At 73.0% G+C, this 11,809-nt stretch carries 13 protein-coding genes and 1 riboswitch; of the genes, 8 read left to right on the forward strand and 5 right to left on the reverse strand.

Annotated elements, in window-relative coordinates; genetic code table 11:
* The coding region (locus tag OUY22_RS32705; protein WP_270159126.1) for a TetR/AcrR family transcriptional regulator at window positions 1-524 on the reverse strand (524 nt) is incomplete at its 3' end.
* On the reverse strand, window positions 521-844 hold the full coding sequence (locus tag OUY22_RS32710) for a DMT family transporter (RefSeq protein WP_270159127.1): 324 nt from the start codon (window positions 842-844) through the stop codon (window positions 521-523). The genes OUY22_RS32710 and OUY22_RS32705, both read right to left, overlap by 4 nt.
* Before the next feature lie 123 nt (window positions 845-967).
* Here OUY22_RS32710 and OUY22_RS32715 point away from each other — a divergent pair, with 123 nt between their 5' ends.
* A complete protein-coding gene (locus tag OUY22_RS32715) occupies window positions 968-1,921 on the forward strand; it encodes a radical SAM protein (protein ID WP_270159128.1) in 954 nt (317 codons plus the stop codon).
* A gap of 42 nt (window positions 1,922-1,963) precedes the next feature.
* Here OUY22_RS32715 and OUY22_RS32720 read toward each other — a convergent pair whose 3' ends face one another.
* Both OUY22_RS32720 and recD2 read right to left on the reverse strand, forming a co-directional pair.
* The gene (locus tag OUY22_RS32720; RefSeq protein ID WP_270159129.1) at window positions 1,964-3,151 is read right to left on the reverse strand and encodes a L,D-transpeptidase; all 1,188 of its coding nucleotides are present in this window, start codon (window positions 3,149-3,151) and stop codon (window positions 1,964-1,966) included.
* Between the two features lie 160 nt (window positions 3,152-3,311).
* The gene (gene recD2 / locus OUY22_RS32725; protein WP_270159130.1) at window positions 3,312-5,528 is read right to left on the reverse strand and encodes an SF1B family DNA helicase RecD2; all 2,217 of its coding nucleotides are present in this window, start codon (window positions 5,526-5,528) and stop codon (window positions 3,312-3,314) included.
* 272 nt (window positions 5,529-5,800) lie between these two features.
* On the opposite strand from recD2, the gene OUY22_RS32730 reads away from it, so the two are divergent.
* From OUY22_RS32730 to OUY22_RS32760, 7 genes are all read left to right on the forward strand, one after another.
* A complete protein-coding gene (locus OUY22_RS32730; protein ID WP_270159131.1) occupies window positions 5,801-6,163 on the forward strand; it encodes a hypothetical protein in 363 nt (120 codons plus the stop codon).
* Window positions 6,164-6,349: 186 nt separating this feature from the next.
* Complete coding sequence (locus tag OUY22_RS32735; RefSeq protein WP_270159132.1) at window positions 6,350-6,778, forward strand: DUF6623 family protein; 429 nt, start codon at window positions 6,350-6,352, stop codon at window positions 6,776-6,778.
* 69 nt (window positions 6,779-6,847) lie between these two features.
* Window positions 6,848-6,914: riboswitch (guanidine-III (ykkC-III) riboswitch) on the forward strand.
* Between the two features lie 32 nt (window positions 6,915-6,946).
* Window positions 6,947-7,261, forward strand: a complete 315-nt coding sequence (locus OUY22_RS32740) for a DMT family transporter (protein WP_270159133.1) — start codon at window positions 6,947-6,949, stop codon at window positions 7,259-7,261.
* Between the two features lie 93 nt (window positions 7,262-7,354).
* Window positions 7,355-8,371: an alpha/beta hydrolase family esterase gene (locus OUY22_RS32745; RefSeq protein WP_270159134.1), complete on the forward strand. Its 1,017-nt coding sequence runs from the start codon at window positions 7,355-7,357 to the stop codon at window positions 8,369-8,371.
* Window positions 8,372-8,444: 73 nt separating this feature from the next.
* Window positions 8,445-9,821, forward strand: a complete 1,377-nt coding sequence (locus tag OUY22_RS32750) for a serine hydrolase domain-containing protein (protein ID WP_270159135.1) — start codon at window positions 8,445-8,447, stop codon at window positions 9,819-9,821.
* 51 nt (window positions 9,822-9,872) lie between these two features.
* A complete protein-coding gene (locus OUY22_RS32755) occupies window positions 9,873-10,421 on the forward strand; it encodes a hypothetical protein (RefSeq protein WP_270159136.1) in 549 nt (182 codons plus the stop codon).
* Complete coding sequence (locus OUY22_RS32760) at window positions 10,405-11,316, forward strand: alpha/beta fold hydrolase (RefSeq protein WP_270159137.1); 912 nt, start codon at window positions 10,405-10,407, stop codon at window positions 11,314-11,316. The genes OUY22_RS32755 and OUY22_RS32760 overlap by 17 nt, the downstream gene beginning before the upstream one ends.
* 10 nt (window positions 11,317-11,326) lie before the next feature.
* On the opposite strand, the gene OUY22_RS32765 is transcribed toward OUY22_RS32760, so the two are convergent.
* A partial coding sequence (locus tag OUY22_RS32765) for a LysR substrate-binding domain-containing protein (protein WP_270159138.1) occupies window positions 11,327-11,809 on the reverse strand: 483 nt, incomplete at its 5' end.

Consider the following 11,809-nt stretch of genomic DNA (forward strand, 5'->3'; position numbering starts at 1 on the left):
AGGGTGGCCACGGCGGTGGTGAGGAGGGTTCGGGTGTGGTCGAGGGGGTGTTGTTCGACGACGTGTTCGAGCCAGAGGGTGGAGATGGCGGTGTGGAGGAGGCGGGGGCGGGGGTCGCCGGCGGGCAGGTGGAGGGTGTCGGTGAGGATGCGGACGCAGCCTTCGGTCCAGTGGCGGGCGATGTCTCGCAGGTGGGGGTGGCGGCCGGCGTGGACGTAGAGCTCCCACAGGGCGAGCTGGCGGTCGCGGTCGGCGTGGTGGATCTGGTCGGCGAGTTCGGTGAGGCCGTGCTGGGTGATCCAGTGGCGCAGGGTGTCGAGTTCGGTGTGGACGAGGTGCTGGAAGGCTTCGGTGAGGAGCTGGTCGCGGCTGGTGAAGTAGTAGGTGGTGGCGGCGAGCGGGAGGCCGGCGCGGCGGGCGACGTTGCGGTGGGTGACGGCGGTGAAGCCGCCTTCGGTGAGGAGGGTGACGGCGGTGGTGAGGAGGTGGGCGCGGCGGCGGCGGCCGCGTTCCTGGCGGGTCATGGGGTGGCGGCGAGGTTGAGGATGACGACGCCGCCGATGATGAGGAGGATGCCGCCGATTTTGAGCGGGGTGAGGGTTTCGCCCATGAAGGCGGCGCCGATGAGGGCGATGGCGGCGGTGCCGGCGCCGGCCCAGACGGCGTAGGCGGTGCCCATGTCGAGGTGGAGTTTGAGTGCTTGGGCCAGGAGGGTGAAGGAGGCGATGTAGCCGATGGCGGTGGTGATGGTCCAGCCGGGGTGGGTGAAGCCGTCGCTGAGTTTGAGTGCGGAGGTGGCGGTGACCTCGCAGGCGATGGCGAGGGTGAGCAAGAGCCAGGCCATGGGTGTTCTCCCCGGATGTGGTACGGGTGTTCAAGTTTATCGGGGTGGCCGGTGGCGGGCGGGGTGACAGGGTGTTCGCCGTTCGGGTTGAAAACGGTGTCGAATGCGTGTTCCACTTGGGTGGTGGGTTGGGACGCGCGTCCTCTGGTGGAGGTGGCCGGTGAGCGGCCGCTGATCGAGCGGCGTGCCGTGCTGCGCGGGGGTTTCTACGAGACGCAGGCGCGGGTGGTGATCGAGCGGGTGCCGCCGGTCGTGGGGATCGCGCAGCGGTGGGCGGTGTCGCCTTATCGGGGGTGTGCCCATGCCTGTCTGGGGTGTGGCGCGCGGGCGGGTCATCGGCGGCTGGGGCTGGACGCGGGGCGTGATTTCGACACCTCGATCGTGGTGAAGCCGAACGTGGTGGCGCGGTTGCGGGCGGAGCTGGCGCGGTGGGGTGGTGAGCCGCTGGCGGTGGGGGTGAGCGGTGACTGTTATCAGCCGGCGGAGGAGACGTACCGGTTGATGCCGGGGATCGTGACGGCGCTGGCGGAGGCGGGGGTGCCGGCGACGGTCTACACGCGTAGTCCGCTGGTGTTGCGGGACGCGGCGTTGCTGGCGGGGTCCGGGGTGCGGGTGGCGGTGTCGATCGCGTTCGTGGACGAGCGGATCCGGCGGGCGGTGGAGCCGGGCGCGGTGGGGGCGCAGGCGCGGCTGGAGCTGGTGGCGTCGCTGGTGGAGGCGGGGGTGGACTGCCGGGTGCTGATGGGGCCGGTGCTGCCGTTGCTGAGTGACGGGTCCGATCAGCTGGCGGCGACGGTGCGGCGGATCGGGCAGGCGGGGGTGCGGGCGGTGGAGCCGGTGGTGTTGCGGCTGCCCGCGGGCACGCGGTCGTGGTTCGGGGCGTGGCTGGGTGAGGCGCATCCGGGGCTGGTGGCCCGGTATGAGGAGCTGTACGGGCGTGACGGGCTGCCCTCTGCCGCTTACGAGGAGCGGATCCTGGGGCAGATCGCGCAGTTGTGCCGGGTGTACGGGATGCGGTGCGGTCCGGGTGAGCCGGAGGCGCGGGAGCCGAGGTTCGGGCAGCTGTCGCTGGTGTGACCGCTCCCCCGCGCCGGGCGGCGGGTCAGGGCGCGGGGAGGGTCAGCTTTCGTCCTTCAGGGCGCTGCCCTTCTTCCATTGGTTGAACGACATCTGCCAGAAGCCCCAGCCGTTGTTCCATTCGAGTTCGCGGTCGGTGCCGGTGATCTCGACGATGTCGCCGCGCTGGAAGTTGTCGTAGAACCATTTGGCCTGGTCGGGGCGGGCGTTGATGCAGCCGTGGCTGACGTTCTGGCGGCCTTGGGCCCAGACGTTGTTCTTGGCGTGGACGTACTCGCCGCTGTTGGAGATGCGGACGGCGTGGTCGACGATGACGTCGTAGTAGCCGGGGTCGCCCTTCTCGCGTCCGGGGGAGATCATGCGGACGGGGTTGGCGCGCTCCATGGTGAGGTGGACGCCGCTGGTGGTGGTGTATTCGCGGGTGGTGGCCTTGCCGGCGCTGATGGCCATGGTCTGCACGCGCTTGCCGTTGCGGTAGACGTACATCATGTGCTTGTTGACGTCGACCTTGCTGACGACCTTGTCGCCGATGGTGATGTCGTAGTCGTAGTTCTTCATGCCCCACAGGTCTTTGCCGGCTTTGACGCCGTCGAGGGCGGCGTTGAAGGTGACGGTCTGGTTGGGGGCCCAGTACTTGGCGGGGCGGTAGATGGCGTAGGAGTCGTCGATCCAGCGCCAGGCGCCGTTGACGGGCTTTTCGGCCTCGACCTGGAGGGCGCGTTCGACGGCGGCCTTGTTGGCGACGGGCTGGTTGAACCGGACCATGATCGGCATGCCGATGCCGACCTTCTCGCCCTTGATGTTGGGGGTGACGTCGGTGATCTGCAGGACGCGTTCGGGTTTGCGGGTGGTGAAGGCGCTGGTGACGGTGGCGGCGCCGGCGGTGGCCGAGACGTTGTAGCCGGTGGCGGGCTTGAGCGGGGTCTTGGAGACCCATTTGGTGCGGTCGGTGTTGAAGGTGCCCTCGATCTGGCCGTCGTCGCCTTCGGCGGTGACCTGGTCGAGCGCGCCGCCTTCGGCGGTGACGACGATCCGCTTGCCGGGGTTGACCTTGGCGCTGCCCTCGGCGGGGGTGATGGTGAGGGTGGGGGGTTCGGGGGTGGCGGAGGTGGTGGCGTCGGACGCGCCGGGGCCGGTGCCGGCCGGCGCGGAGCATGACACGGTCAGGGTCGCGGCGGCGAGCAGGGCGACCCCTGTGGCGGTCTTCCTCCAAGGTGTGGTGATGGTCAACGGAACCTCTCCCCAGTTACGTGCGACGCACTAAAAGACCCTAATGCTCCTGCATGTATGACGGGAATTGGTTTGGGAGAGTTCAGTCACATTTCGATCACTTTTCGTGGGTGAGGCGCAGGTCAGCGCGGTGACGCGGCCGGGAAAACCGGTGACGGGATCATGGCGTGCGGGTGAGCCGGTGGGTGAGGCCGGTGTGGCGGCGGCCGGCGCCGCGGGTGCGGACCGCCTGGGCCAGGGCGCGGCGGGAGCCGACGATGACGACGAGCTTCTTGGCGCGGGTGATGGCGGTGTAGAGGAGGTTGCGCTGCAGCATCATCCAGGCGCTGGTGGCCAGCGGGATGACGACGGCGGGGTACTCGCTGCCCTGGGAGCGGTGGATGGACACGGCGTAGGCGTGGGCGAGCTCGTCGAGTTCGTCGAAGGCGTACTCGACGCTCTCGTCCTCGTCGGTCAGGACGGTCAGGGCGTGGTCGTCGGGGCGGATGTCGGCGACGACGCCGACGGTGCCGTTGAACACGCCGGCGGCGCCCTTGTCGTAGTTGTTGCGCAGCTGGGTGACCTTGTCGCCGACGCGGAAGACGCGGCCGCCGTGGCGGCGTTCGGGCAGGCCGTCGCGGGCCGGGGTGAGCGCTTCCTGCAGGGCGGCGTTGAGCGCGCCCGCGCCGGCCGCGCCGCGGTGCATGGGGGCCAGGACCTGCACGTCGCGGCGCGGGTCGAGGCCGAAGCGGCGCGGGATGCGGCGGGCGGCCACGTCGACGGCCAGGGCGGCGATCTCGTCGGGTTCCTCGCACGGGAACAGGAAGAAGTCGTCCAGCCCGGCCAGCTGGGGCTGCAGGCCGGAGTTGACGCGGTGGGCGTTGACGACGACGCCGGACTCGGCCGCCTGCCGGAACACCTGGGTGAGCCGTACGCGGGGGATGTCGGCGGCGGCGAGCAGGTCCTTGAGCACCTCGCCGGCGCCGACGGAGGGCAGCTGGTCGACGTCGCCGACGAACAGCAGGTGGGCGCCGGGGGCGACGGCCTTGACGAGCCGGTTGGCCAGCAGCACGTCGAGCATGGACGCCTCGTCGACGACGACGAGGTCGGCGTCGAGGGGGTTGTCGCGGTCGAAGACGGCGTCGCCGCCGGGGCGCAGCTGCAGCAGCCGGTGGACGGTGGTGGCCTCGTGGCCGGTCAGCTCCGACAGGCGTTTGGCGGCGCGGCCGGTGGGGGCGGCCAGGATGACCTTGGCGCGTTTGGCGCGGGCGAGGGTGACGATGGAGCGGACGGTGAAGCTCTTGCCGCAGCCGGGGCCGCCGGTCAGCACCGCCACCTTGTGGGTGAGCGCCAGGCGGACGGCCTGGCGCTGCTCGCCGGCCAGGTCGGCGCCGGTGCGTTCGCGCAGCCACGACTCGGCCTTGTCCCAGTCGACGTCGGCGAACGCCTTGAGCCGGTCGTGGCCGTGGTGGAGCAGGGTGAGCAGGGAGCCGGCCAGGGACTGCTCGGCGCGGTGGAACGGCGGCAGGTAGACGGCCGGGACCTCGTTGTCGCCGGCGGGCACCTGCTCGCGCACCACGCCCTCGGCGCCGGCCAGTTCGTCGAGGCAGGAGGCGGTGAGCGGGGCGGGCACCTCCAGGATCTTGACGGCGTCGGCGACGAGGTTGGGGGCGGGCAGGTAGCAGTGGCCGTCGTCGGCGGCCTGGGACAGGGTGTAGCGCAGGCCGGCCTTGACGCGTTCGGGGCTGTCGTGCGGGATGCCGACGGCCTGGGCGATGGTGTCGGCGGTCTTGAAGCCGATCCCCCACACGTCGTCGGCCAGCCGGTACGGCTGGGTGCGGACGACCTCGACGCTGCGCTCGCCGTACTGCTTGAAGATGCGTACGGCGATGGAGGTGGACACGCCGACGCCCTGGAGGAACACCATCACCTCTTTGATGATCTTCTGTTCCTCCCAGGCGTCGGCGATCATGCGGGTGCGTTTGGGGCCGAGGCCGGGCACCTCGGTGAGGCGGCCGGGTTCCTTCTCGATGACGTCGAGGGTGTCGGTGCCGAAGTGGTCGACGATCCGTTCGGCCATCTTGGGGCCGATGCCCTTGATGAGGCCGGAGCCGAGGTAGCGGCGGATGCCCTGGACGGTGGCGGGCAGGACGGTGGTGTAGGAGTGGACCTCGAACTGGCGGCCGTAGCGGGGGTGGGAGGTCCAGCGGCCGGTCAGCCGGAGCGACTCCCCCACCTGGGCGCCGAGCAGCGGGCCGACGACGGTGAGCAGCTCGGAGCCGGAGCGGCCGGTGGCCACGCGGGCGATGGTGTAGCCGCTGTCCTCGTCCGCGTAGGTGATGCGTTCCAGGACGGCGTCGAGCGACGAAAAGGGTGGACCGTCCGCGCCGGGCTTCACACCAGACCCCTCTCCCGCCTGTCTTTCCGTGGCAAGGGTAGAGCAGCATGGGCCCGCCACCGAGCCGGCATGGCAAAGGGGGGCGCCGGCTCGTGGATGTACGCGCGGGTGGCGGTCGCGATCGGGCAATGGTCCGGCGGGCCGCACTGGACACGAAGGGTAACTGTATCGATACTCTTCGTATTCGTTCCGTTCCCTGATCTCGCACCGTTCCGGCCGGCGCCGCGCCGGCCGGTCGTCATGCCTGTCGGGGACCAAGACAAGGAGAAACCGTGCGGTCCAAGAAGTCCCTGCTCGTTTCCCTCGCCGCCCTGGCCACGGCGGGCTGCGTGACGGCCGCTGTCGTCGCGCTGCAGACGTCCACGCCGGCCGAGGCCGGCACCGGCCGTTCGGCGCTGCCGCCCGGCTACCAGCTCGTCACCCTGCCCAACGCCAACGTGCCGAACTTCCAGCGCCGCACGCTGTACTGCCCGGGCTCCAAGCGCGTCCTCGGCGGCGGCGCGGAGGCGCAGGGCAACGGCGCCATCCTGGTGGGGTCGTTCCCCACCGACGACGGACGCGGCTGGATCGCCCTGGGCCGCCAGATCGGCTACAACAGCGTCGGCATCAGCGTCTTCGCCATCTGCGCTGACTGACCGGCCCCTGCCGTCACCGGCCCCGTCCGTGCGGCGGGGCCGGTGCCTGCCGCGTATCCCCCGGCCACGGGACAAGACGAGGCGGCGGCAGGGTGGATCGCGACCGGCCGCGGGGTATGCCAAGGACACGTTCACCCCCTCGGGCGCGGCTGCCGCCTGACGTCCGATCGACGACGAGGAGGAACCGTGGCACTGACCGCCATGTGGACCCACGGCAACGCGGTGATCCCCGAAACGCCCGACCTCCTTCTCCAGTGCACCCGGTTCGGTTTCGGCACGCAGGTGAAGCTGAAGAGGGGCACCCAGCAGTGGTTTCACGTGCCGATGCCCACCCCCGTCATCCTCGCCGGGATCCGCCCCCGGCTGAAGCGGATCTTCATCCTGGGCAACTCGGACGTCAGCAGCTGCATCCGGCGGGTGCACATCTTCGACAACACCAACCGGATCGAGGACCGCGGAGTGCTCATCTGCGGCAACAAGCTCTCCATCACGCCGGACAACACGATCACGATGAACCATGGCGTTTCCTTCGGGCTGGGCATCACGATGTTCATCGACTCGTCGTCCTTCGAAGCGTCGTACTTCTTCGCGGGATTCGGCTCCGACTGGGAGTGATCCCGTTCCTCCGAGAGCGCCGGGCCCGGCACCGGGGGGCGGGTGGTAGCGTCTCTTGCGGCTGCCCGCCGTGGGTCTCCCCCGCAGGCACGCCCCGGACGAGCGCGTCGTACCCGGCACGACAAGACGACGTGGACCACAGGTCGGTTCTCTCGGAGGTGTGTCGTCGTGGCGTGGATCGTGCTCGTCGTCTCGGGTCTGCTGGAAGCGGTGTGGGCGGCGGCGCTGGCCGCCTCGCAGGGCCTGTCGCGGCTGCGTCCCAGCCTGCTGTTCGTGGCCGCGCTGGCCGCGAGCATGGCGGGGCTGGGGTACGCGCTGCGGTCGATCCCGGTCGGCACCGGCTACGCGGTGTGGGTGGGCATCGGCGCCGTCTGCACCGCGGTGTACGGGATGGTCTTCCTCGGTGAGGCCGCCACGACCGCCCGGCTGGTGTGCCTGGCGCTGATCGTGGGCGGGGTCGTGGGGCTGAAGGTCGTGCACTGATGGGCGTGCGCTGAAGGTCGTGCGCTGAAGGGCCGGCGGCCGGGGGACACTGGAGCCCGAGGGTCGGGCCGCGAAGCGCGGGAGGTGGGTGGCTTGGCCGGGCGCGGGCTGGGCGTCATCGTGGCGGCGCTCCTCAGCGTGACGGTAGCGGCCGCGGGCTGCTCGGCGCGGCCCCCGGCGCCGGTCACCTCGGCCACCTCGGCCACCCCGCCTGCCGCGCCCACCGGCACGCCCACCGGCACGCCCACAGCGGTCGCGGCGCCGGACGGTTGCGACGGCGGCGGGCCCCGGCTGAAGGAGGGGCGGCACACGATCGAGTTCGCCGGGATGAAGCGGGAGTTCCTGCTGGCGCTGCCCGACGGCGACGGCCCGCACCCCGTGCTGCTCAACCTGCACGGGCTCGGCTCCAACGCCCGCGAGCAGGCCGCCTACAGCCGGCTGCCGCGCGCGGGCGCGGCGCGCGGCTACGTCGTGGCGACCCCGCAGGTGGCCGAGGACCGGCTCGCCTGGACGCTGCCGCGCGGGTTCGGCCCCGACGACACCGGGTTCCTGGGGGCGCTGCTGGACCGGCTGGAGCAGCGCCTGTGCGTGGACCGGCGGCGCGCGTTCGCGGCCGGGCTGTCGTACGGGGGCGGGATGGCCGCGGCGCTGGCGTGCGGGCTGCGCGGGCGGCTGGCCGGGGTGGCCGTCGTCGCCGGGCTGAGCCTGGTGCGGCCGTGCCAGGACCCGCCGCCGGTCACGCTGGTCGCCTTCCACGGCACCGCCGACCGGGCCGTGCCGTACCGGGGCGGGCATCCGCTGCGCGACGCCACCGGCGACCTGCGCAAGCTCGCCGACCTGGTGACGTTGCCGCCGGTGCGGCGCAGCGCCGAGGAGTGGGCGGCCGCGCTCGGCTGCCCGGAGCCCGAGGTCAGCTCCCCCGTACGGTCGGTGCGGCTGCGCGCGTGGGACGGGTGCGAGCGGGGGGCGGCCGTGCGGCTCTACACGATCGACGGCGGCGGTCACACGTGGCCCGGCCCGATCGAGGTGCCCCGGCTGGGCGTCACCGCGCGGGGGCTGGACGCGACCGCGCTCATCCTGGACGCCTTCGACGCAGCAGAGCCCCGCTGACCGGCGAGGTCGGTGGGGATGACGGGGTTGGTGAGATCGTTGGGGTTTCGGGGGAACGCCTACCCTGGTGCCCATGACGCTGGTGGGACAGGTGACGGCTCGTGCGCTGATGCGCCGCCTGGCCGTCGAGCAGAGCGGATCGCGTGTTCCCTCGATCGTGGCGGCGATCGTCCGCGACGGGCGGATCGTGTGGCAGGCCGGGCGCGGCCGTACGACGGGGCCGGCCGGGCCCGACGCCTCCCGGGTCGCCGAGGGGGGCGAGCCGACGCCGGCGACGCAGTACCGGCTCGGGTCGATCACCAAGAGCATGGTGGCCGTGGTGGTGATGCGGCTGCGTGACGAGGGGCTGCTCGACCTGGCCGACCCGGTGGGCAGGCATGTGCCGGAGGCGCGGGCCGGGGAGGCCACGATCGCGCAGCTGCTGTCGCACACGGGCGGGCTGACGGCCGAGCCGCCGACGGACTGGTGGGAGCGCACGCCGGGGGTGCCGGCGGGCGAGCTGCTGGGCCGGCTCGGGCCGGGCGAGGTCAAGCACCGGCCGGGGCGCCGCTACCACTACTCCAACGCGGGGTACGCGCTGCTGGGCGAGGTGGTCGCCCGGGTGCGGAAGGCGCCGTGGCTGGAGGCGGTGCGGGCCGAGGTGCTGGAGCCGCTCGGGATGCGGGACACCACGGCGCGGCCGAGGCCGCCGCACGCCACCGGTTACGCCGTGCACCCGTACGCCGACGTGCTGCTGACCGAGCCCGAGCACGACCACGGGGCGATGGCGCCGGCCGGGCAGCTGTGGTCGACGGCCGGTGATCTGGCGCGGTGGGCGTCGTTCGTGGCCGGTGACACCGGCGGCGTGCTGGAGGCGGGCACGCTGGCCGAGATGCGCGAGCCGGCCACGGTCGACGACGGCGACGCCTGGACCGGCGGTTACGGGCTGGGGCTGCAGCTGGCCCGCCATCAGGGCCGCCGACTGGCCGGTCACACGGGGTCGATGCCGGGGTTCCTGGCCACCGTGTGGGCCGATCCGGCGGAGGCGACGGGGGCGCTGTTCCTGGCCAACACCACCTCCGGGGTGGGGCGGACGTTGCTGTTCGACCTGCTGGCGATCCTGGACGAGCACGAGCCGCGGCTGCCACGCGAGTGGGCGCCGCAGGCCGCCGACCCCGGGCTGCTGGCGCTGACCGGGCTGTGGCACTGGGGGCCGGCGCCGTTCACGCTGCGGCTGCTGCCCGATCGCGGGCTGTCGCTGGCGCCGGTGTCCGGCGGCGGGCGGGCGTCGCGGTTCGTGCCGCGCGAGGACGGTACGTGGCTGGGGCTGGACGGCTACTACGCGGGCGAGACGCTGCGGGTGGCGGCGGATCATCTGGATCTCAACTCGTTCGTCTTCACCCGCGAGCCGTACGATCCGCGGGCGCCGATCCCGGGAGGCGCGGGGGAATGGCACACCCCCAATGCTTGACGTCATACGTCAAGTACTTGCTATGGTTCGTCAAGTAGTGCGGGAGGCGACATGACCCACGATGGACACGGCCAGGAACACAGGGACGAACACGACGCGCTCGAAGGGGACATCCTCCGGCTGGTCGGCAGCAGGCTGCTCGACCCGCTGGAGATCCTCCTCGGCGACGGCAGCGGCAGCGGTGACGGCGACGGCGACGGCGACGGCGGCGGCGCGGCCGGGGCTCTGGAGGAGCTGCGCGCAAGGGCCCGGCACGACGCCGCCACCTGGGCGGCCGACCTGCTCGGCCCCGACCGGTCACGCGCCGTCCACACCGGCGCGCGGCTGATCGCGGTCCTGTACCCGGGCGACGCCGCCTTCGACCCGCCGCCCGCATGGTGGCGCACCCCCCTGGGCCGGGCGATCGCCCGGCGCGTCGGCCATCCCTCCGCCGACCGCGTCCCGTACGCGGTCGCCGGGGCGATGCTCGGCATCACCCGCCAGGGCGTGCACGACCTGGTGCGCAGAGGAAAGCTCCGGCCGCACCCGGACGGCGGCGTCACCACGCGCTCGGTCCGCGAACGACTCGACCCCGGAGGGGTGCATGGAGACCATCCTTGACGGCGACATCCCGATCGCCGTCCACGACCACGGCGGCGACGGCCCGCCGTTGCTGCTGCTGCACGGAGCGGGCGGCAGCCTGCTCGCCTGGGCGCCGGTCGTCGCCCACCTGACCGGGGTGCGGCCGGTCGCGGTCGACCTGCGCGGCCACGGCCGCTCCGGCGACGGGCCGTGGACGTGGAAGGCCGTCCTGGACGACCTGGACCACGTCGTCGCCGCGCTCGGACTGCGCGAGCCCGCCGTCGCCGGGCACAGCCTCGGCGGCATGCTGGCCGGCCTGTGGGCCGAGCGCCACCCCGCCTGCCCGGCCGCCGTCAGCCTCGACGGCCACCGCGCCGCCGAGACCCACCCCGCCAACTACGCCGGCCTCGACCCCGAACAGGTGGACCGCGGCCTGGCCGTGCTGCACGAGCTGTTCACCCAGCAGGTCGCCATGATGGCCCGGCCGATGACCGCCGGGCAGGCCGAGGAGTTCCTGGAAGGGCAGCGCGCCTTCGCCGCCGCCCAGGACGTCGACCCCGAGACGTGGGTGCGGTCGCTGCGCCGCAACCTGCGCCCCCACGACGGCGGGTTCCTGCTGCGGCCAGGCCCCGGCGTCACCGGCGCGCTGCGCGAGCTGCCGGAGCTCGCCGACGCGCTGCCCGTCTTCCGCCGCCTCACCGTCCCGTTCCTCATCGTCAACGCCACCCGCAACCCGCCCGTCCCGCCGCCGCTGGTCCCGCTGATGGACGCCTACCGGGCCGGGCTGCGCCGCGACCTCGCCGCCCTGGCCGCCGAGCGTCCCGCCGTCGAGGTACGGGAGATCGACGCCGGGCACGGCATGGTCGCCGAACGGCCGGCTGAGGTCGCCGCCCTGATCAGCGCGTTCGTGCGCCGCCACACCGAGGCCGCCTGACCCGCGGCCCTCAGCCCGGGCCCGACAGCCCGGCGGCCAGTTCGGCGGCCAGTTCGGCGGCCGGGCCCGGAGGCAGCGTGCCGTGCAGCAGCTCCACCCGGTGCACCAGCCGCGGCGCCAGCACCGCGACCCCGCTCAGGCCCGGCACCCCGGCCGCGGCGGAGGCGGGCAGCAGCGTCAGGCCGTGCCCCGCCGCCACCAGGTTCACCACCGCGCGCACGTCCTGGCCCGTGTACGTCAGCGCGGGCCGGAACCCGTCACCGGCCAGCTCCCGCAGCCGCTCCACCGGGCACAGCGGCGTCTGCAGCCAGCGCGCGTCCACCAGGTCCGCCAGCCGCAGCCCCGGCCGCCCCGCCAGCGGGTGACCCGCCGGCAACGCCACCACCAGCGGCTCCTCCCCCACCCCGGCCCGCATCAGCGGACCCACGTCCGGCATCCGCAGCGGGTCGCTCGGCGCCGCGATCCCGTCGGCCAGCCCCAGCTCCGCCTGCCC

The sequence above is a fragment of the Nonomuraea corallina genome, from assembly GCF_027620315.1.
Taxonomy (GTDB): Bacteria; Actinomycetota; Actinomycetes; order Streptosporangiales; family Streptosporangiaceae; genus Nonomuraea; species Nonomuraea corallina.

Coding starts and splice junctions, on each gene's coding strand:
- OUY22_RS32710 (WP_270159127.1), bottom strand. CDS start 844: ATGGCCTGGCTCTTGCTCACCCTCGCCATCGCCTGCGAGGTCACCGCC.
- OUY22_RS32750 (WP_270159135.1), top strand. CDS start 8,445: ATGACGCTGGTGGGACAGGTGACGGCTCGTGCGCTGATGCGCCGCCTG.
- OUY22_RS32755 (WP_270159136.1), top strand. CDS start 9,873: ATGACCCACGATGGACACGGCCAGGAACACAGGGACGAACACGACGCG.
- OUY22_RS32760 (WP_270159137.1), top strand. CDS start 10,405: ATGGAGACCATCCTTGACGGCGACATCCCGATCGCCGTCCACGACCAC.